This is a genomic window from Mesorhizobium sp. (genome assembly GCF_017306585.1).
Classification (GTDB): Bacteria; Pseudomonadota; Alphaproteobacteria; order Rhizobiales; family Rhizobiaceae; genus Mesorhizobium.
On sequence record NZ_JAFKIC010000134.1, the window covers coordinates 1 to 21,258 of the forward strand.

Below are 21,258 nucleotides of genomic sequence, written 5' to 3' on the forward strand. Positions count from 1 at the left end.
GTCTGACGAGGTCGGCCGTCAGCAAGGCCGTCATGGAGTTGGAGCAGAGCCTCGGCGCACGCCTCCTGGATCGCACGACGCGGCGCGTCACGCCGACGGAAGCGGGCCTCGCCTATTATGAGCGGTGCCTCGCAATTCTGGCCCAGGTCGAGGAAACGGAAGCTCAGGTCTCAAGGCTACACGACGAACCCAAAGGCACGCTGAGGGTCAACGCGCCGATGTCGTTCGCGCCGGAGTTCTCGCCGGATGGCGGGACGGTTGCGTTCTCGGTGAGCAACGGCGGCGTCACCAACATCTATGCTGCCGGCGTCAACGGCAGCAAGCCGGTGCAGCTCACCTCGGGGGCGGAGATCGACACGGCTCCGTCGTATTCGCCCGACGGGTCCAGAATCGTGTTCGAATCCGACCGGGGCGGACAGCCGCAGCTCTACGTGATGAGCGCCAGCGGCGGCGGTGCGCAGCGCATCTCGTACGGGCAGGGCATCTACTCGACGCCGGTGTGGTCGCCGCGCGGCGACCTCATCGCCTTCACCAAGCAGACCGGCGGCGAGTTCCAGATCGGCGTCATGAAGACGGACGGCTCCGGCGAACGCATCCTCTCCTCCGGCTTCCAGCAGGAAGGCCCGACCTGGGCGCCCAACGGCCGCGTGCTGATGTTCTTCCGCGACTCCAATGGCGGTCCGAAGCTGGTTTCGGTCGATCTCACCGGCCGCAACGAACAGCCGATCCCGACCGCGAACTTCGCCTCGGATCCGGCCTGGTCGCCGTTGCTGGAGTAAGGGTTGTTCTCCTTACAACAAATACTGAAAAGAGGCCCTTTCGGGCCTCTTTTCACGCCTTCGTCGCGTTTTGGCCGCATTTCCGCCTAGGGTCCGCGCGCAATGTCGCCTCTGTTCAGCGTTGGGCGTAAAGGGTCGCGGACGGCGATCTAAACCGAATTTTAACCGTGTTTCTTGAATGCCGGTTAACCCAAACGTGGTTACTGGGTGATCAACGAAATCACTCGAATGCGAAGGAGAGGCGGCATGGGCCGTATCGCAGCACTTACCAGAAACCCCGCCATGATCGCACTGGTGGCAGCGCTTGCCATCACCGGCTGCGCCTCGAAGAAGACCCCGAACAATCCCAATGACCTTGGCCTCAACGGCGCGGGCGCCGCGACGCCGGGCTCGGCGCAGGATTTCACCGTCAACATCGGCGACCGCATCTTCTTCGACACCGACTCGACCGCGATCCGCGCCGATGCCCAGCAGACGCTCGCCCGCCAGGCCCAGTGGCTCAACAAGTACCGGCAGTATGCCATCGTCGTCGAAGGCCATGCCGACGAACGCGGTACGCGTGAATACAATCTGGCGCTGGGCGCTCGCCGCGCCGCCGCCGCCCGCGACTTCCTGGTTTCAAAGGGTGTCGCCGGCAGCCGCCTGAAGACCATCTCCTACGGCAAGGAGCGTCCTGTCGCGGTGTGCGACGACATCTCCTGCTGGTCGCAGAACCGCCGCGCGGTCACCACGCTCAGCGGTGCCGGCTCCTGACGTATGATCCCGAAAATCAGTTTCGATTTTCGGAAAAGGATCATGCGTCGGAAGTAAGTGCTTCAGTGGCCTTTGCGCGTCCAAAGGACGCGCGGCGCTGAAGTCGGCAAAAATGCAACACCACCCTTGCGAAAGGCGGCCCCCGGGCCGCCTTTTTCACATCGGCATGCCTGAAACAAAATTTGGCCGAAGTCTCGCGCCCTGCTATGAGCCGAGGGCGCTTGACTGGTCCCACTCTGATTTGGAAGGCGCGGAAACAGGCTAACGACACGGCGAGAGGCACATGCATTTGAGATCGGTTCTGAGCGGCACGCTTGCGATATTGCTCCTATCAGGCGTCACCGCCTTTGCCAGCGGATCGGGGACCGGCGGCGCCGGGCAAACCGACAGCGGCTTTTCCTTCCATTTGCCGTCGATCGAACTGCCCAGCCTCTTCGGCGACAAGAAGCAGCCCGAGCAGGTCCAACTCGCGCAGGCAAACAGCACCGCCCAGCTCGAGGACCAGCTGCGCCAGATGAACGGCAAGCTCGAGGAGCTCAATTTCCAGATCCTGCAGATGCAGGAGCAAATCCGCAAGCAGCAGGAAGACAACGAGTTCCGCTTCCAGCAGCTCGAGGGCGGCTCGCAAGGCGGGCAGCAGCCGGCAGGGCAGAAGAAGTCGCAGGCGGCCCCAGCGGGTGCTGACACCAGCGTGGCCGAGGCGCCGGCCACGCAACCTCCGGCCGCTTCGGGCAACCAGGCCGCCAGCCAGTCGTCGGGCGGCCAGAGCGTCGAGGACGTCATTGTCGAATCCGGCAATGGCGATCCGGGCAAGGTCATTCCCGGAAAAGGAGCGCCTGAAAAGACCTTCGGCTCCATCACCGTCGACAAGAACGGCAATGTGATCGATGCCGGAGCCGGCACCCAGGCTACCGCTCCCACGCAGGACGCCGCACCCGCCACCAGCGCTCCGGCCAAGGCTGGCAAGTCTGACGGCACGGTGGTCGCGGCATTGCCCTCCACCAACAATCCCGAGGAGCTCTACCGCAATTCCTATCAGTTCATCCTGTCGGGCGACTACAGCACCGCCGAGCAGGGTTTCCGCGACCATATCGCCCGCTTCCCCAAGGACGCCAAGACGGCGGACGCGCATTACTGGCTGGGCGAGTCACTGCTTGGCCAGCAGAAATACCGCGACGCGGCGGAAGTCTTCCTCGCCGCCAGCAAGGACTATCCCAAGGCCAAGAAGGCTCCCGATATGCTGCTGAAGCTCGGCGTGTCGCTGGTCGGCCTCAAGCAACACGACGTGGCTTGCGCCACCTTCAGCGAGGTCGGCAAGCGCTATCCCGATATCTCCAATGCCCTCAAGGAACGCGTCAAGCAGGAGAAGGCTCTCGCCGCGTGCTGATCCCGCGGTGATGCCGCAGCCCGGAACCGGGGCTTTCGAGGCGCTTACATTGATGCTCGACACCGAGCCCGATCTTTCGACAAAGCTTTTTTCGCACATCGATTTTACCAGCGGCGCCGTTGCAGCCGTGTCCGGCGGCAGCGATTCGACCGCGCTGCTTCTCCTTCTCAAACACCATCTCGACCAGACAGCGCCGTCCACCAGATTGCTGGCGGTGACGGTAGATCATGGCTTGCGGCGAGGCTCGGCCGCCGAAGCGCAAGCCGTGGCGAAGCTTTGCGTCGAGCGCGGCATCGCGCACCGCACCATGGCGTGGTCCGGTGACAAGCCATCGACCGGCCTGCCGGCGGCGGCGCGGCAAGCGCGCTACCGGCTGCTGGCGGGAGCCGCACGCTCTGAGGGGCTTGGCCTGATCGTGACCGGCCACACACTGGACGACCAGGCCGAGACGGTGCTGATGCGGCATGCGCGGGATGCGAACCGAGATTCCGCCGATGCAGCCGGACGGGGGCTTGCCGGCATGGCGCCGGCCACGCTCCACGACTGGCGTGAGTGGATCGTGCGCCCGCTTCTCGGGACAAGCCGTTCGGCGCTTCGCGATTTCCTGCGGCGCGAGCAGGTCGGCTGGGCAGAGGACCCGACCAATGCCGACGAGGCTTTCGAACGGCCGCGCCTGCGCGCGACGCTAGCTGGCAGCGCCGGGCAAGTGGACGATGTGCTGGCGCTGGCCAGCCGGGTTGCTGCCGAGCGCGGCCGGCTTGGCGCCGATGCGGCGGAATTGATCGGCCGCTTCGCGGGCCAGCCGGCCACCGGGCTGCTCCGCCTCGATCCCGGCCTGCTTTCGGCCGGCAACGACCGGGCGGCCGTCTATGCGCTGCGCATTCTGCTGGCCACCACGGGCGGGCTCGCCTTCCTGCCGGACCAGTCGCGTGGCGAAGCGTTATTCGGCCGGCTGAGGGCTGGATTTCTTTGCGCCACATTGTCGCGGACGGTGGTCGATTTCCGGCGCGCCGGCATCTTCCTGCGCCGCGAGGCGCGCGGCTTGCCGCCTGACATCGCGGTCAGTGACGGTGCCGTCTGGGACGGGCGACGCCGGATCACGTTGAACGACGGCAGCGGCGCATTGTTGATCGGGCCGTGCGGGATGGCGGCGGCGAAAACGCTGGTCCCTGGCGAAGGCGAAACCCCGCCAAGCCTGACCCGTGCCGCCCTGGCCGCCGAACCGGCGGCGCGACAAGCCCTTGATCCCCCTGGAATGACGCGTGGCGAACGGGCGCCGCCAGGGTTCGTCGCGCTCCCGGTCGTTGCGCCATTCGCGGGCTTTCTGCCGTCCTTCGATCTTGCGCCGGCGCGCGCCGTGGCTTCGCTGATCGGAGCTACGCCCGTTCCGGCTTCGCCCTTGCGCGGCCACAGTGCCGGTTGATCTTGGGCGAAAGCTTAACCCAGACGTGCTGTTATGCTTGGCAAGGGGGAGCGCTCTCCCTATGTTAGGCTCAAGTTTCTACTCATGACGCTGTCCACCCCAGGACACCAACGGGACAATTGATGAATCCGAACTATCGCAACCTAGCGCTCTGGGCGATCATAGCGGTCCTGCTCATTGCCCTCTTCAATCTGTTCCAGACACCGCAGACGCGCGGCGCCTCGGCCGATGTTCCCTACTCGCAGTTCCTGCAGGATGTCGCGGCCGGCCGGGTCAAGACGGTGACCATAGCGGGCGCCCGCATCACCGGCACCTATACCGACAATTCCACCGGCTTCCAGACCTACTCGCCCGGTGATCCGTCGCTGGTCTCGCGGCTGCAGGACAAGAACGTCACCATCAACGCGCGGCCCGAGACCGACGGCTCCAACTCGCTGTTCGGATACCTGATCTCGTGGCTGCCGATGATCCTGATCCTCGGCGTGTGGATATTCTTCATGCGCCAGATGCAATCGGGTTCCGGCCGCGCCATGGGCTTCGGCAAGTCGAAGGCCAAGCTTCTGACCGAGGCGCACGGCCGCGTGACCTTCCAGGACGTCGCCGGCGTCGACGAAGCCAAGGAAGACCTCGAAGAGATCGTCGAGTTCCTGCGCGATCCGCAGAAATTCCAGCGCCTCGGCGGCAAGATTCCGCGCGGCGTGCTGCTGGTCGGCCCTCCCGGAACCGGCAAGACGCTGCTTGCCCGCTCTGTCGCGGGTGAGGCCAACGTGCCGTTCTTCACCATTTCGGGTTCGGACTTCGTCGAAATGTTCGTCGGCGTCGGCGCCAGCCGCGTGCGCGACATGTTCGACCAGGCCAAGAAAAACGCGCCCTGCATCATCTTCATCGACGAAATCGACGCGGTCGGCCGTCATCGCGGCGCCGGTCTCGGCGGCGGCAACGACGAGCGCGAGCAGACGCTGAACCAGCTGCTGGTCGAGATGGATGGCTTCGAGTCCAATGAAAGCATCATCCTGATCGCCGCCACCAACCGTCCCGACGTGCTTGATCCGGCGCTGCTGCGCCCGGGCCGCTTCGACCGTCAGGTGGTGGTGCCGAACCCCGACATCGTCGGCCGCGAGAAAATCCTCAAGGTGCATGTGCGCAACGTGCCGCTGGCGCCCAATGTCGACCTCAAGGTCGTTGCCCGTGGCACGCCCGGTTTCTCCGGCGCGGACCTGATGAACCTCGTCAACGAGGCGGCGCTGATGGCGGCGCGGCGCAACAAGCGCTTGGTCACCATGGCCGAGTTCGAGGACGCCAAGGACAAGATCATGATGGGCGCGGAACGCCGCTCGTCGGCCATGACCCAGGCGGAGAAGGAGCTGACCGCCTATCACGAGGCCGGCCACGCCATCCTGGCGCTCAACGTTCCGTCGGCCGACCCGCTGCACAAGGCCACCATTATCCCGCGTGGCCGCGCGCTCGGCATGGTCATGCAGTTGCCGGAAGGCGACCGCTATTCGATGAGCTACAAGTACATGGTCTCGCGGCTTGCCATCATGATGGGCGGCCGTGTCGCCGAGGAGTTCAAGTTCGGCAAGGAGAACATCACCTCCGGCGCGTCCTCCGACATCGAGCAGGCAACCAAGCTGGCGCGCGCCATGGTCACGCGCTGGGGCTTCTCCGACAAGCTCGGCCATGTCGCCTATGGCGACAACCAGGAAGAAGTCTTCCTCGGCCATTCGGTGGCGCGTACGCAGAACATCTCGGAAGAGACGGCGCAGATCATCGATGCCGAAGTGCGCCGCCTGATCGATGATGCCTATTCGACGGCGAAGTCGGTGCTGACCAAGAAGAAGAAGGAATGGATCGCACTGGCCGAGGGCCTGCTCGAATACGAGACGCTGTCTGGTGACGAGATCAAGCAGCTGATCGCCGGCGAGAAGCCCGCGCGCGACCTCGGCGACGACACGCCGCCCAGCCGTGGCTCGGCAGTGCCTAAGTCCGGCGGCCGCCGCAAGAAAGGCCCGGAGCCCGAAGGCGGCATGGAGCCGCAGCCGTCGAGCTGAGGATTGCGCGAGAGACGTTGATTGAGAAACGCCGCGGATCAAACCGCGGCGTTTTGCTTTGGGTGGTTAAGCCTGCGGCTTGATGATCGGCGAAGCCGGAGCGAGAGCCAATCTCCCCCTTGTGGGGGAGATTGGCAGCGTCGCCGGCCGCGCGTCTCCCCGTAGCGCAGAATGGGATTCCTCCAGATCTCCTCCAACAAAAAGGCCCGCGAACCTTGCGGCTCGCGGGCCTTTGTTTCCAGGTGCTGCTACCGATCAGCCCTTCAGCCGCGCATTGCACAGGCTGTAATAACCGCCGCCCTTCTGGATCCAGCGAAGGCCGTTCAACGTACCCGCCTCCTTGTTGCCGTGGTAGCCCTGCAGGCAGGTCTTCATCCGCGCCTTCGCGGGCTTTTCGGTCTGGAACTCGGCGGCGAGGGTGGTCGGGAACGTCACGCCCGCAGGCGCTACGGTGGGGGCGACCGCCGTGCTGGTTTCCTTTTTCGGCGGCAGCGCGGTTTTGACCGTGCCCGCGCTGACGCTCTCCGTAGCGGATGCCGCGCATTTCTCCTTGCGGAAAGCAGCCCAGTCCATGCCGTTCAGGGTGCCGCCTTCCTTGGCCGCCCGATAGGTCTCGCCGCATTCCTTCATTGTCAGTGCGCTCGCAGGGGCGATGCCCCAAGCAACCAATGCAGTCACAGCCAATACCGCCAATTTCAAACTGGGCATAAGATCCTCCGGGTTGATAACAAAGTCAGATGTCTTTTTGTATACTGTTTGTTCTTCTTATGTTCAACCAGAATCTTTGCAAGCTACCGGCGGGCAGTGTGGCGAACTGACGATGCCAATAGCTTTCCCGATATACAGATGCGAGCCAGCCGCCGGCGTCTTCGCGCGAAACAAAAGGCCCGCGAAGCAGATGCATCGCGGGCCTTTGCCTGTCCTTGCCGGACTTTCCGTCTAATTCAATTCGATCTCAACCAGGTCATGCCCCGTCGATACGGGGAATGCCATGCGTCGATCAGCCCTTCAGCTTGGCGTTGCAGAGGCTATAGAAGCCGCCGCCCTTCTGGATCCACTTCAGACCACCAAGCGCGTTGGCGTCCTTGAGGGCGTAGTACTGATCAAGGCAGGTATGCATGCGGCCCTTTCCGGGGGTCTCGCTGGCATACTTGGCCGAGATCGCGGTTGGGAAGGTGACGCCCTTGGGCGCGACAGTCGTCGGCTTCTCCGGCTCCTTGGTGTAGTTCGCCTCGCTCGCAGCTGGCACGCTGTCGTCATCGGATGCGCTTGCGCCGCATTCGGACTTGCGGAAGTCGTTCCACTTCTTGCCGCCCAGCGTACCGGCGGTCTTGGCAGCCTGATACTTGGTGCTGCATTCGGCCATGCTCAGGCCCTTGCCGCTGGCGGCGGCGGGGGCTGCTGCGGCCTTCGTGGTCGCCGGCTTGGTGGTGTCGGCGGCAGCGGATGCGCCGGCGGCGCACTGGGTCTTGCGGAAGTCGTTCCACTTCATGCCGTTCAGCGTGCCGGCAGTCTTGGCGGCCTGGTACTTGGCGCTGCATTCCTTGGATGTCAGGCCCTTGGCCGTGCTGTCGGATGCAGCGGCGGCGGTCGCAGCCTTGGTCGCCTTGGTCTCGGCGGCCTTGGTGGCCGCCGGCTTGGTGTCCGTGGTGGCGGCGGCGTCGGTGCCGCACTGGGCCTTGCGGAACTGGTTCCAGGTCTGCCCGGCCAGGGTCCCCGCATCCTTGGCTGCGTTATACTTCGTGCTGCATTCGGCCATGGTCAACGCGTTGGCTGGCGCGGCCAGGAACAACGTCGCGACCGCGAGGCCGGTCAGAGTGGCAAGTCGGTGGATGAGCATAGCGTTTCTCCGTTGCTGCAGCCCATTGTACGTCCCTGCGAATCAATAACGCTCCCCGATCGGTTGCGCCAGATGCCAACTGGCGTATATATCACCGAAATTCGCGTTCTAACGACAAGGTGATGAAATCATTGAGCGTTACGGCCGCGGCGGCAAGAATTTTCAGGGTGTATCCGCACCAAACAGCTCGCGTGAATGGTATATTGTGGCGTAACAGTGTCATCTAGCCAGGCTGCGGCCAGGTTGTGTGCAGTGCACAACAATGATTTTCTAAGGATTGGTAACATATAATCACACAATGTGATCAAGGCGCGGCGGCCAATTGTGGCAAGACGTGCCGGCTAAGAACAATCGGGGATACCGACCAGCATGGCAGGCAATTACTTCGGCACGGATGGCATCCGCGGGCGTGCCAACAAGTTTCCGATGACCGCCGAAATCGCCATGCGCGTCGGCATGGCCGCCGGTCTTTCGTTCCAGCGCGGCAGCCACCGCCATCGGGTCGTTCTGGGCAAGGACACCAGGCTTTCCGGCTACATGATCGAGAACGCGATGGTGGCCGGGCTTTGCGCCGCCGGCATGGACGTGTTCCTGCTCGGCCCGATCCCGACGCCGGCTGTCGCGATGCTGGTGCGTTCGCTGCGCGCCGACATAGGCGTCATGATCTCGGCCTCGCACAATCCCTATTATGACAACGGCATCAAGCTGTTCGGTCCCGATGGCTACAAGCTGTCCGATGAGATCGAGGAGCGCATCGAGAGCATGCTCGACAAGGATATCGAGCTGGCGCTCGCCGATTCCGACGGCCTTGGCCGCGCCAAGCGCGTTGACGGCGTCCATGACCGTTATATCGAATTCGCCAAGCGCACCTTGCCGCGCTCGATGTCGCTGTCGGGTCTCAGGATCGTCGTCGATTGCGCCAATGGCGCGGCCTACAAGGTGGCGCCCGAGGCGCTGTGGGAACTCGGCGCCGACGTCGTGGCCATCAACGTGGAGCCCAACGGTTTCAACATCAACAAGGAATGCGGTTCGACCCATCCGACGGGACTGCAGAAGAAGGTGCATGAAGTTCGCGCCGATATCGGGATCGCGCTCGATGGCGATGCAGACCGGGTCGTCATCGTAGACGAGAACGGCGCGATCGTGGACGGCGACCAGATCATGGCGCTGATCGCCGAGTCCTGGCACCAGAGCGGGCGGCTTGCCGGCGGCGGCGTCGTCTCGACAGTCATGTCCAATCTCGGACTGGAGCGCTTCCTCGGCGGCATGAAGCTGCAATTGCACCGTACCAAGGTCGGCGACCGCTATGTCGTGGAACATATGCGCGCGCATGGGCTCAATGTCGGCGGCGAGCAGTCCGGCCACATCGTGCTGTCGGATTTCTCGACCACCGGCGACGGCCTCGTTTCGGCGCTCCAGGTGCTGGCCTGCATCAAGCGGCAGGGCCGCCCGGTCAGCGAACTGTCGAAGAAGTTCGAGCCGGTGCCGCAGCTGTTGAAGAACGTGCGCATCGCTGGCGGCAAGCCGCTCGAGGAGGCTCCCGTCAAGGCCGCCATCGAGGAGGCCCGCCACCGTCTCGGCAAGGCCGGGCGGCTGGTCATCCGCCCATCCGGCACCGAGCCGCTGATCCGCGTCATGGCCGAGGGCGACGATCCGCAGCTGGTCGAGGCGGTCGTCAACGACATCGTCGAGGTCATCTCGGAAACCCGCAGCGCCGCGTGACCCCAGGCGCCCGGCAAGGGCGTCGAGCCGCAGTCCCGCTCATATCAAGGCCCGCCCTCACGGCGGGCTTTTTGCTGGTCGGCAGCCTGTCGTGTGCTGTCGAGATCGTCGCCGCGACACCTCGCATTTTAGTGATTCTTGGTTAATCGACAGGGTTAAACGCCTTTTAACCTTTGCAATTCATTATCCACGCTTGAAAGCCAATCTCATTGTCGGACGCGATCGCCGTTCCGAGGTTCCTAGGGGTGACAAGCATGTTCAATACAGCAAGAAAGGCCCTGTTCGCCGCGCTGTTTGCTGGCCTGGCCTGGCCGGTGTTCGCAGCCGACCTGCCGGAGCCGCAGGTCGAAGAGGCGCCGCCGCCGGTCTATGAGCAGCCGGTCGATGTCGGCGGCTGGTATATCCGTGGGGACATCGGCTACCACAAGTCGAAAGTAGGCGACATCGACTACATCACTTACGGAGCCGAGCCTTGCCCATGCGGACCCGGAGCCGTCGGGATCGCCGGCAGCAAGTCCTTCGACTACGGCAAGCTCAAGGGCGGTTTTTCGCTCGGCGCCGGCGTCGGCTACAAGATCAACGAACACTTCCGCACCGACCTGACCGCCGACTACTGGTTCAAGTCGAACTTTAGCGGCGGCACTTCGGACCTCACGACGGTCTCGGTCGAAGCGTCGAAGATGAGCGCCCTGCTGCTGCTCGCCAACGCCTATGTCGACATCGGCACTTGGCACGGCATCACGCCTTATGTCGGCGCCGGCATCGGCGGCGCGCGCGTCAAGTGGGATACCGTGTACGATCCGCGTCCGGGCGAAACGGAGTCCAACCCGGGAACATCCAGCTGGCGCTTTGCCTATGCTGTCATGGCCGGTGCTTCCTACTGCCTGACCGACAAGATCATCCTCGATGCCGGCTACCGTTTCTCCCATATTCAGGGCGGCCGCATGTTCGAATATGGTCCAGCCGGCGCCACGCCGGGTGCTGGGCCGGGCTTCGACCATGGCTTCAACACCCACGAGGTGCGCGGCGGTCTGCGCTACCAGTTCGGCGGCAACAACGGTTGCGCCGCGCCTGCCGTAGCCTACCAGCCCGAACCCGAGCCGATCTACACCAAGTAACCATCTTCCTTCTGGAATCTTCGAACCGCCCGGCATCAGCCGGGCGGTTTTCGTTTGTACGCAGGAACCGAAATTAGGCCCGAAAATCAATTCGCTAACGCTCTGTTAGCCTTAACCCCGACTTAACCACTATGGTTAACAATGCTTCCTGAAACGATGGTTGCCGCGGCTTGTCCGACGGCGCCGAATCCGGGAGCCGGGGACCATGATATCAACATCGCGTATGGCGCTGGCGCTTGCCGCATTCGCCTCGGTGCCGCTGACATCGGCACTCGCCGCCGACTACGACCCGCCGGTCTATGTCGATCAGGCGCCCGACTATGTGCCCGTTGAGGTCGGATCGGGCTGGTACCTGCGCGGCGATGTCTCCTACCTGGTGCAGAAGAGCTTCAGGAACGACAGTTTCAGCTTCACGCCGGCGAGCTTCAGCGACACGGAAGACCCGGTCTTTGCCAGTGTCGGCTTCGGCTATCATTTCAACGACTGGCTGCGCGCCGACCTCAATTTCGGCTATCTGCCCGGCAACAGCGTCGGCGTCGGCTACGATAATTCCGGAACGGTAACGGCCTATACCCAGGCGTCAGGCAACCTGAAGAACTATGCTTTCTCCGGCATTCTCAACGGTTACGTCGACCTTGGCACCTACGTCGGCATCACGCCCTATGTCGGCGCCGGCGTCGGCATCGTTCGAAGCAAGCACACCCTCTCGGCGAGCTATTTCACCAACAACAGCGACCCGACCGACGATTTCGTCCTGAGCGACAACAAGACCCAGTACTCGTTGGCCTATACGCTGAACGCGGGCCTCGCCTACCAGGTCACCAAGAACGTTTCCGTCGATCTTGGCTACCAGTACTTCTCGGCCCCGAGCGCCGAATATGTGACGGCCGAAAGCCTCACCTCCTATCCGGTCAAGAAGGGCATCAACAACCACCAGATCAAGCTCGGGCTGCGCTACGATCTCTGGTAGGACGGGAGAGACCGACATTCCGGCGGCGGATCCTCGGGTCCGCCGTTCGCGTTTGACATCACGCGATCCTGATCCGGGATCGCTGATATCCTGGCAGCGACAAAAACTTTCCCCTTGACGCCCGAGGCGTGAACGCATATCGCCGTCCGTGGGCCACCCCTCCCCAACGAGGGGCCACTATCTGGAAGGATAGACCACGATGACGACGCATACGAAGCCCGGACTCCGTCCGGCAAACCCCAATTTTTCTTCAGGTCCCTGTGCAAAACGCCCCGGCTGGTCGGTCGAGGCGCTGAAAGCGGCCGCGCTCGGCCGCTCCCACCGTGCCAAGATCGGCAAGGCCAAGCTCGAACAGGCGATCGAGCTGACACGTGAAATCCTGCAGGTTCCCGCCGGCTACCGCATCGGCATCGTGCCGGCGTCCGATACCGGCGCGGTCGAGATGGCGCTGTGGTCGCTGCTCGGCGAGCGCGGCGTCGACATGGTCGCCTGGGAAAGCTTTGGCGCCGGCTGGGTCACCGACGTGGTCAAGCAATTGAAGCTGACCGACGTGCGCAAATTCGAGGCCGGCTATGGCGAACTGCCCGACCTCGCCAAGGTCGATTTCGACCGCGACGTGGTCTTCACCTGGAACGGCACCACCTCCGGTGTGCGCGTGCCCAACGGCGATTTCATTCCGGCCGACCGCAAGGGCCTGACCATCTGCGACGCGACATCGGCCGCCTTCGCGCAGAGGCTCGATTTCGACAAGCTCGATGTCGTCACCTTCTCCTGGCAGAAGGCGCTGGGCGGCGAGGGTGCGCACGGTATGCTCATCCTGTCGCCGCGCGCGGTCGCGCGGCTGGAAAGCTACAAGCCTTCATGGCCGCTGCCGAAAATCTTCCGCCTGACCTCCGGCGGCAAGCTGATCGAAGGCATCTTCAAGGGCGAGACCATCAACACGCCTTCGATGCTGTGCGTCGAGGACTATCTCGATGCGCTTCACTGGGCGAAGGCGATCGGCGGTCTCGATGCGCTGGTCGCCAGGGCGGATGCCAACGCGGCGGTGCTGGACGGTTTCGTTGGCAAGTCCTCATGGTTGGGACACCTTGCCGTCGAAGTTGCCACGCGGTCGAACACCTCTGTGTGCCTGTCCTTCACCGATCCCGATATCGCCGCGCTCGACGCCGACGGACAGGCGGCTTTCGCCAAGGGGCTCGTCTCGGCGCTCGACAAGGAAGGTGTCGCCTACGACATCGGCTCCTATCGCGATGCGCCTCCCGGCCTGCGCATCTGGTGCGGCGCCACCGTCGAGACTTCTGATCTCGAAGCGCTGCTGCCCTGGCTCGACTGGGCTTTCGCCGCGCAGAAGGCGTCGCTGAAAGCGGCCGCCTGATCCCTCCCCCTTGAGGGGAGGGTGGCCCGAAGGGTCGGGTGGGGTCCTTTCCACCCGCTCGACCTCCACACGACAAAGATTAGGCCGTGTCCGGCCGCACCGATCCCACCCCGGCGCTTTGCGCCGACCTCCCCTCGAGGGGAGGGATGCCAATCGCAAAGGATGAAACCCATGCCTCGCGTTCTCGTCTCGGATAAACTTTCCACCACAGCCGTGCAGATCTTCAAGGATCGCGGCGTCGAGGTCGACTACCTGCCTGATCTCGGCAAGGACAAGGAAAAGCTGCTCGAAGTCATCGGCCAGTATGACGGCCTCGCCATCCGCTCGGCGACCAAGGTCACCGAGAAGCTGATCAACGCCGCCACCAATCTCAAGGTTATCGGCCGCGCCGGCATCGGCGTCGACAATGTCGATATCCCGGCGGCAAGCCGCAAGGGTATCATCGTGATGAACACGCCCTTCGGCAATTCGATCACCACCGCCGAACACGCGGTGGCGATGATCTTCGCGCTGGCGCGCCAGATTCCGGAAGCCAATGCCTCCACGCATGCCGGCAAGTGGGAAAAGAACCGCTTCATGGGCGTCGAGATCACCGGCAAGACGCTGGGCGTCATCGGCTGCGGCAATATCGGCTCGATCGTCGCCACGCGCGGCGTCGGTCTGAAGATGCATGTCATTGCCTTCGATCCGTTCCTGTCGGACAAGCGCGCCGAGGAGCTTGGGGTCGACAAGGTCGAACTGGACGAGCTTTTCGCCCGCGCCGATTTCATCACGCTGCACACGCCGCTGACCGACAAGACGCGCAACATCATCGACGCGGCCGCCATCGCCAAGATGAAGAAGGGCGTACGCATCATCAATTGCGCCCGCGGCGGCCTCGTCGTCGAGGCTGATCTGATCGCGGCACTGAAGAGCGGCAAGGTGGCCGGCGCCGGCATCGACGTGTTCGAAGTCGAACCGGCCGAACAGAACGCGCTGTTCGGCATGGAGAATGTGGTCGCCACGCCGCATCTGGGCGCCTCCACGGCCGAAGCGCAGGAGAATGTAGCGCTGCAGGTCGCCGAACAGATGTCGGACTATCTGATCAAGGGCGCGGTCTCCAACGCCATCAACATGCCCTCGATCACGGCCGAGGAAGCGCCAAGGCTGAAGCCGTTCGTCAAGCTCGCCGAAGTGCTCGGCGCCTTTGTCGGCCAGGTCACCGAGGATCCGATCAAGGAAGTGGAAATCCTGTTCGACGGTTCGACGGCGACCATGAACACCCGCGCGCTGATCAGCGCGGCGCTGGCCGGGTTGATCCGGCCGCAGGTCGCCGACGTCAACATGGTGTCGGCGCCGATCATGGTGAAGGAGCGCGGCATCATCGTCGCCGAGGTCAAGCGCGACAAGTCGGGCGTGTTCGATGGCTACATCAAGCTCACCGTCAAGACCGAGCACATGACGCGCTCGATCGCCGGCACCTGTTTCTCCGACGGCAAGCCGCGCTTCATCCAGATCAAGGGCATCAACCTCGACGCCGAGGTCGGCCAGCACATGCTCTACACGACCAATGCCGATGCGCCGGGCATTATCGGCCTGCTCGGCACGGTGTGCGGCGAGAACGATGTCAACATCGCCAACTTCCAGCTTGGCCGCAACCGGCCAGGCGGCGACGCCATCGCGCTGCTCTATCTCGACGCGCCGTTTCCGGAAAAGGTGCTGGAGCAGGTGCGGGCGCACAAGTCGATCGACTCGGCCAAGCGGCTGCAGTTCGACGTCGGCGCGGTGTAGGCCATTCGTAGCAGAAAGGCGTGGAAGCACCCCGCGATCCGTCAGGCGCGGGGTGCTTCGAGCCGCTCAGCCCAGCCGCACCCAATCCACGGCTTCGAGCACATAGGGCGCGAACAGGAAATCGCGGATGCCGGCGATCCTGTCCTGCGACCAGTCGACCAACACGAAATGCGCCGGCCTTTCCATCGGGCCGGTGCCGTCGAAGACCAGCATGGCCGGTTGCCCTTCGACCGCGCCGAAAGCGAAGCGCCATTTCGTCACCTCGGCATAGCGGGTGAAGTAAGGCGCGATTTTCTCGCGCCCGTCCAGCCGCAGGCGATTGACCAGTTCGAGCTTCACGTCATCGGCAAGCATGGCGCGGATCGCGTCGAAATCGCCGCTGCGGAACAGCTGGACAAAGGCGGTCATCCTGCTCCGGTCGGGCCCTGACATCAGCGGCAGTCTCGTGTCGTCCGGCGTCCGGGCCAGTTGCTTCAGGGCTACGCGCCCGCGCTGCAGCGCGGATTTGGCGGCTGCCCCCGAGCACCCGGCGATATCGGCGATCTCGTCCACGGAATGCCCCAGGACATCCTTGAGAATCACAGCACAGCGCTGAAGCTCGGGCAGGCGCAGAAAGGTCTGGAAGCCGATCGCGACGATGTCCGGTTCGGGCATGGCCGCCGCCTCGACGTCCTCAGTGAGCGGGACGACCGCGTGGCGCGACCCGGCGCGCAGGAAATCGAGGCTGGCGTTGTGGGCGATGCGAAATAGCCAGCCATCGAGATTGTCCACCTCGGTGCCCTCGGCCCGCGCATGCAGCGCCTTGAGCAGCGCATCCTGCAGGACGTCCTCCCCGGCGATGGCCGACCCCGTCATGCGCGCGCAGTAGCGATGAAGGCGCGGCCGCAGCGCTTTCAGGCGGTCCTCGAAGTTGTCGGTGTTCATCTATCGGGTCCCGTTGTGCCGCGGCGGCCTTGCCGCTGGTGACGTCATGGAGATGTCATGAGTATCGTGGAACCGGGGCGGGTCAAACGTCCCGGTTGTCGAAGAGAAACATCCGCACGCCCGTCTCGTCGGGCGCAAACAGCCGGCGATCCGCTCCGGCCGCTTGCCCCTCGGGGCTTGCGAACGCCTTTCCGATGGCCGCAAGGTCGTCGAAATAGAGCGTGCCGATCCGATGGACATCGGAGGCTCCCACGGGTGTTACAATGGGGCCGTCGCTGACCTCGTATTTCCTGAGGCCCGGGAGCTTCAGGGCGAGGGGAACGTGGACATCGAAGTAGTGCCGGTCGAAAGCCTCGACGTGTTTCGGGGTGGGGTAAATCACGACCATCCGCGCCATTGCGGTTCTCCTTTGTTGACGGTTTGGTGAGGGCGTGTTCATGCCGGGCGGATTTCACCCAGCACCTGCGTGCCAAGTATCGACTCCAGGCTCGCCAGTTCGACAATCCTGGGGAAATAGGCCTTCATGCGCGGATCGGCGCGCATCGCCGCGACGGCCGCCGGGTTCTCCCACTCCGAGTAGATGACGACGCTGGCCCCATCCTCCGCGGCGATGAGCCGGGTCGCCCTCCAGCCGGGAAGCGTGCGGATCACCGTTTCGGTGTTCTGCTTCAGCAGCGCGATCAGCGCCTGCTGCTTACCGGGCTCGACCTTCAGCAGATTGATCAGGATGACGGATTGGTCGGACATGGCATGTCTCCTCTGTTGCCAACATGCCAAAGACGAGCCGAAGGATGAAAACGGATCGCGGCGTGAAATTTTTTACGAGCCATTGGCCGCGCATCGCACGGTTCGTAATGGCGGTGGCCACGGAGGGCGCGGCAAGGACAACAGGCGCTGGACCAAAGGCCCGTCTAGCGGCTGGCGGGCATCGCCGCCTTTCGGCCGCTGTATTCGGCGAGCGCGATGCCGCCGAGCACCAGCGCCAGTGCCAAGGCCTGGTAGAGCTGGAACGTCTCGCCGACGATCAGCACCGAAAGCAGCGTGCCGAAGATCGGCACCAGGTTGATGAACAGGCCGGCGCGGTTGGCGCCGATCAGCTCGTTGCCCCTGATATAGGTCATCTGCGAGACGACCGAAGCGCCGATCGCGGTGTAGACGATCACAGCCCAGCCTTGCGCATCCGGCACGTCGACCTTGCCGGCCGCGGCCTCCCACAGGAAGAAGGGCAGCGACGTGATGAGCGCGGCGACCGACATGGCAAGCATCAGGCTCTGCCAGCGCATTGCCGGCTTCAGCCGCAGGCCGACCGAATAACCGCTGTAGAGGACGACCGCGACCAGCATGATGGCGTCGCCGAAATTGAGCTCCAGGGTGAGCAGCCGGCGCGGATCGCCGTGGCAGGCGGTCAGGATCACGCCGACGATGGTCAGCACCACGCCGGCGATCTGCGTCCAGTTCACGCGCAGGCGGAAAAAGATGAAATTGGCAATGATGATCAGGACCGGCATCGCCGCCTGTTCGATCGAGACGTTGATCGCCGTGGTGTAGTTGAGCGCGGTGTAGAAGATGGTGTTGAACAGGGTGAAGCCGCTGGCGCCCAGCGCGGCGAGCACGAACCAGTGCCTGCGCACGACGGGCCAGTCCTCCTGGATCGTGCGCCAGCCGATCGGCAGCAGGATCGCCACCGCCAGCAGCCAGCGCAGGAAGACCAATGTCATCGGCGAGACGTGGCCGACGGCAAGCTTGCCGGCCACCGAATTGCCGCCCCACAGCAAGGTGGTGAGCAGCAGGAACAGGTAGGCGCTTCGATGCATCGCGGGATTCCGGCCGCGGCCGGTGAGCCGCATTGTTGCCGGCCTATTGCCCCCGCCTGCGCAAGTAAATGATGTCAAAGCCGAAAATTGTTGTGCCTCAGGGCATTTTCGGCGGCAAAGAAAGGTCGCGCTCACGAGGTCTTGACGCTATAGAGGCCTGTCGTTTCGAACCATATTCAAGCCGCGCCGCGGCCTCTCAAGGGAAAAGAATCATGGCCAATGTGGTGGTCGTCGGCTCGCAGTGGGGCGACGAGGGCAAGGGCAAGATCGTCGACTGGCTGTCGGAGCGCGCCGATGTCGTGGTGCGTTTCCAGGGTGGCCACAATGCCGGCCACACGCTGGTGGTCGACGGCAAGGTCTACAAGCTGTCGCTGTTGCCGTCGGGCGTCGTGCGGGAAGGCAAGCTGTCCATCATCGGCAATGGCGTGGTCTTCGATCCGCATGCTTTCGTCGCCGAAGTGGCGAAACTCAAGGCGCAAGGTGTCGAAGTAACGCCGGATCGCCTGAAAATAGCCGAAAACACCGCGCTTATCCTGTCACTGCACCGGGAACTGGATGGATTTCGCGAAGACGCGGCCTCCAATTCCGGAACGAAGATTGGCACGACGCGCCGCGGCATCGGACCCGCCTACGAGGACAAGGTGGGCCGGCGCGCGGTTCGGGTGATGGATTTGGCGGATTTGGAAACGTTGCCCCTGAAGGTCGACAGGCTGCTGACGCATCACAATGCGCTGCGTCGGGGCCTCGGTCATGCCGAAGTCACGCATGAAGCGATCATGGGTGAGCTGACCTCGGTCGCCAACGAGATCCTGCCCTATATGGACCGGGTCTGGAAGGTGCTGGACGACAAGCGCCGTGCCGGCGAGCGCATCCTTTTCGAAGGCGCGCAAGGCACGCTGCTCGACATCGACCATGGCACCTATCCGTTCGTGACCTCGTCCAACACCGTCGCCGGGCAGGCGGCGGCCGGATCCGGCGTTGGTCCGGGCGCCATCAATTATGTCCTCGGCATCACCAAGGCCTACACGACACGCGTCGGCGAAGGGCCGTTCCCGACCGAGCAGAAGAACGAGATCGGCGAGTTCCTGGGCACGCGCGGCCATGAATTCGGCGTCGTCACCGGGCGCAAGCGCCGCTGCGGCTGGTTCGACGCGGTGCTGGTGCGCCAGGCTGTCGCCGTCAACGGCATCAAGGGCATCGCGCTGACCAAGCTCGACGTCCTCGACGGGCTGGACGAGATCAAGGTCTGCACCGGCTACCGGCTCGACGGTGAGATGATCGACTACCTGCCGGCCAGCCAGGGCGCACAGGCGCGCGTCGAGCCGGTCTACGAGACGCTGGAGGGCTGGAAAGGCACCACCGCCGGCGCGCGCAGCTGGAACGATCTGCCGGCCCAGGCCGTCAAATATGTCCGGTACATCGAGGAGCTGATCGGCGCGCCGGTCGCACTCCTCTCCACCAGCCCGGAACGGGACGACACGATACTTGTGACCGATCCGTTTCAAGACTAGTTTCTCAAGCCTTTCCGGGCATTGCGGCTGATTTGCGGGGGCCGGCGCGGAAACAAAATACAGGTCGACCGAAGCATGGTAGATTTCGTTGCTATTCTGAAAAATGCGTTCGAAAAGCACGGCGACGAGACGCCCGAAAAGCGCACGCGCATCTATAACAGCGTTCGTACCATGCTGGCTAAGAAGCTTGCGGAATATTCGCCGCCCATGGCCGCCGAAGCCATCGCCAGCCAGAAGCGCTCCCTGGAAGACGCCATCACAAGTGTCGAGCGGGATTATGCCAGGAAAGCCCCGGAGGCCGATCCGCTGGCCGAGCTGGAGCACATCTTTTCGTCCATCGACCGCAACAAGAACCAGCCAAGCCACACCAAGCAGCCGGCGAAGCCTGATCCGACCCCCGCTCCGTCTCCGTATCGGCCCGCGCCCGCCGCTGCGAGGCCGGAACCATACAGGCCTGAGCCTTACAAGCCGGCGCAGCCCGCGGCGAGCCCCGAACCTTACCGGCCGGCGCCTGCCCCTGTCGCGAAGACCGAGCCGAGCTGGCAAAGGCCAGCGCCGGTGCAGCCGGCTGCGGACTTCCCGGAGAAGGCCCTGCCGGGCATGGACATGGCCCGGGACGACGATCAGGACGACGTCTTCGCCAATGATGAAGCGCCCGTGGCCGACGACACTTTCCAGCGCCTGCGCCCGGTGGAACGCAAGCGCAGTTATGGCGGGCTGATCGCCGCCGTCGTCGCGCTGCTGGTCGTGGCCGGCGGCGGTTACGGCATCTGGCTCAACAAGGACGCTTTCGGCAAGATGCTGGGCCTGGGCGGCAGCAAGGTCGTCGCCAAGACCGAACCGGTGAAGCCGGCGCCGGCCAAGCCTGCGAACGACGCCGCGGCGACGCCGCCGGCCCCCGCGACCGGTGCGGAAGGCACGAAATTCACGCAGCGGCTGACGCCGGAAGGCGGCGAGACCGACCCCGGTCCGGCCGGAGGACAAAGCGGCATAGGCGAGGGTGAATCGGTTGCCGCGCTGACGACGCCGCCATCGGCGACGAATGCTCCCGCCAATCCGCCGCCGGCCACCGGGGCACCGGCCGCGACGGCGCCTGCCACGACCCCGCCTGCCGCTGCCACGCCAGCCGCGGGCGCCGCGCCGGCGACGCCGCCCGCCAATGGAACCGCGGCGCCGGCCGCAGCGGCGACGCCGCCGGCTCCGGCTGGCGCAACGCCACCCGCACCGGCCGCCGCCGCTGCACCGGCCTCGGTACCGGTTGGCCAGAAGGCGATCTTCTATGAGGAGCGCACGAGCACCGCGCAGGGCTCCGCCGAGCCCGGCAGCATTGTCTGGTCGCTGGTGCAGGAATCGCCGGGCGGTGACCTGCCGCCAGAACCGGCGATCCGCGCCGAGGCGACCATTCCGGGCAAGGACATCCAGCTGCGCATGACCATCCGGCGCAACACCGACCAGACGCTGCCGGCGAGCCACATCATCGAGATGATCTTCCTGACGCCCGACGGCTTCGAGGGCGGCGGTGTCGACAACATCCTGCGCGTCGCCATGAAAAGCTCCGAACAGGATGCCGGCAGCCCGTTGATCGGCATTCCGGCCAAGATCGCCGACGGCTTCTTCCTCGTCGCGCTCAACGACACCAAGGCCGACGAGGACGCCAACATGACCCTGTTGCGCGGCCAGGACTGGATCGACGTGCCGGTCGTCTACAAGACCGGACGGCGGGCACTGCTCACCATGGAAAAGGGCATTCCCGGCGAGAAGGTGTTCGACGAGGCGATCAAGGCCTGGCAGGCGAAGACGGCGGGTTGACGATTGGGGTCT

At 64.2% G+C, this 21,258-nt stretch carries 18 protein-coding genes; 12 read left to right on the plus strand and 6 right to left on the minus strand.

The window, feature by feature from the left end; translation table 11 throughout:
- The 5 genes from J0I79_RS13330 to ftsH form a co-directional block, all read left to right on the plus strand.
- Positions 1 to 779 (plus strand): LysR family transcriptional regulator (locus J0I79_RS13330; protein ID WP_292858889.1); only part of this gene is annotated, 779 nt, incomplete at its 5' end.
- Positions 780 to 1,025: 246 nt separating this feature from the next.
- A complete protein-coding gene (gene pal, locus J0I79_RS13335) occupies positions 1,026 to 1,532 on the plus strand; it encodes a peptidoglycan-associated lipoprotein Pal (RefSeq protein WP_292858891.1) in 507 nt (168 codons plus the stop codon).
- A gap of 283 nt (positions 1,533 to 1,815) precedes the next feature.
- Entirely contained in the window at positions 1,816 to 2,919 is a 1,104-nt protein-coding gene (gene ybgF / locus J0I79_RS13340; protein ID WP_292858894.1) for a tol-pal system protein YbgF, read from the plus strand.
- Positions 2,920 to 2,971: 52 nt separating this feature from the next.
- The gene (gene tilS, locus J0I79_RS13345) at positions 2,972 to 4,342 is read left to right on the plus strand and encodes a tRNA lysidine(34) synthetase TilS (protein WP_292858999.1); all 1,371 of its coding nucleotides are present in this window, start codon (positions 2,972 to 2,974) and stop codon (positions 4,340 to 4,342) included.
- A gap of 122 nt (positions 4,343 to 4,464) precedes the next feature.
- Positions 4,465 to 6,393 (plus strand): ATP-dependent zinc metalloprotease FtsH, encoded by a 1,929-nt coding sequence (gene ftsH, locus J0I79_RS13350; RefSeq protein WP_292858897.1) that lies wholly within the window; start codon positions 4,465 to 4,467, stop codon positions 6,391 to 6,393.
- A gap of 255 nt (positions 6,394 to 6,648) precedes the next feature.
- Here the strand turns inward: ftsH and J0I79_RS13355 are convergent, their stop codons facing one another.
- Positions 6,649 to 7,101 (minus strand): hypothetical protein, encoded by a 453-nt coding sequence (locus tag J0I79_RS13355; RefSeq protein ID WP_292858900.1) that lies wholly within the window; start codon positions 7,099 to 7,101, stop codon positions 6,649 to 6,651.
- Positions 7,102 to 7,393: 292 nt separating this feature from the next.
- Positions 7,394 to 8,233, minus strand: coding sequence for a hypothetical protein (locus J0I79_RS13360; protein ID WP_292858903.1), 840 nt, complete (start codon positions 8,231 to 8,233; stop codon positions 7,394 to 7,396).
- Between the two features lie 369 nt (positions 8,234 to 8,602).
- On the opposite strand from J0I79_RS13360, the gene glmM reads away from it, so the two are divergent.
- The 5 genes from glmM (at position 8,603) to serA (ending at position 15,188) form a co-directional block, all read left to right on the plus strand.
- On the plus strand, positions 8,603 to 9,955 hold the full coding sequence (glmM, locus tag J0I79_RS13365; RefSeq protein WP_292858906.1) for a phosphoglucosamine mutase: 1,353 nt from the start codon (positions 8,603 to 8,605) through the stop codon (positions 9,953 to 9,955).
- 254 nt (positions 9,956 to 10,209) lie between these two features.
- Complete coding sequence (locus tag J0I79_RS13370; protein ID WP_292858909.1) at positions 10,210 to 11,073, plus strand: outer membrane protein; 864 nt, start codon at positions 10,210 to 10,212, stop codon at positions 11,071 to 11,073.
- A 205-nt stretch (positions 11,074 to 11,278) separates the two neighbouring features.
- Positions 11,279 to 12,043, plus strand: a complete 765-nt coding sequence (locus J0I79_RS13375; RefSeq protein WP_292858912.1) for an outer membrane protein — start codon at positions 11,279 to 11,281, stop codon at positions 12,041 to 12,043.
- 199 nt (positions 12,044 to 12,242) lie between these two features.
- Entirely contained in the window at positions 12,243 to 13,418 is a 1,176-nt protein-coding gene (locus J0I79_RS13380; protein ID WP_292858915.1) for a phosphoserine transaminase, read from the plus strand.
- Between the two features lie 171 nt (positions 13,419 to 13,589).
- A complete protein-coding gene (serA, locus tag J0I79_RS13385) occupies positions 13,590 to 15,188 on the plus strand; it encodes a phosphoglycerate dehydrogenase (protein WP_292858918.1) in 1,599 nt (532 codons plus the stop codon).
- Positions 15,189 to 15,254: 66 nt separating this feature from the next.
- On the opposite strand, the gene J0I79_RS13390 is transcribed toward serA, so the two are convergent.
- The 4 genes from J0I79_RS13390 to J0I79_RS13405 form a co-directional block, all read right to left on the minus strand.
- A complete protein-coding gene (locus J0I79_RS13390) occupies positions 15,255 to 16,112 on the minus strand; it encodes a sigma-70 family RNA polymerase sigma factor (protein WP_292858921.1) in 858 nt (285 codons plus the stop codon).
- Between the two features lie 82 nt (positions 16,113 to 16,194).
- On the minus strand, positions 16,195 to 16,509 hold the full coding sequence (locus J0I79_RS13395) for an EthD family reductase (protein WP_292858924.1): 315 nt from the start codon (positions 16,507 to 16,509) through the stop codon (positions 16,195 to 16,197).
- A gap of 38 nt (positions 16,510 to 16,547) precedes the next feature.
- Entirely contained in the window at positions 16,548 to 16,859 is a 312-nt protein-coding gene (locus tag J0I79_RS13400) for an antibiotic biosynthesis monooxygenase family protein (protein WP_292858927.1), read from the minus strand.
- 164 nt (positions 16,860 to 17,023) lie between these two features.
- On the minus strand, positions 17,024 to 17,926 hold the full coding sequence (locus J0I79_RS13405; protein WP_292858930.1) for a DMT family transporter: 903 nt from the start codon (positions 17,924 to 17,926) through the stop codon (positions 17,024 to 17,026).
- 212 nt (positions 17,927 to 18,138) lie between these two features.
- On the opposite strand from J0I79_RS13405, the gene J0I79_RS13410 reads away from it, so the two are divergent.
- Together J0I79_RS13410 and J0I79_RS13415 are read left to right on the plus strand one after the other, a co-directional pair.
- Entirely contained in the window at positions 18,139 to 19,437 is a 1,299-nt protein-coding gene (locus tag J0I79_RS13410; protein ID WP_292858933.1) for an adenylosuccinate synthase, read from the plus strand.
- Between the two features lie 75 nt (positions 19,438 to 19,512).
- Positions 19,513 to 21,246, plus strand: coding sequence for a hypothetical protein (locus tag J0I79_RS13415; RefSeq protein ID WP_292858936.1), 1,734 nt, complete (start codon positions 19,513 to 19,515; stop codon positions 21,244 to 21,246).
- Positions 21,247 to 21,258 lie beyond the last annotated feature (12 nt).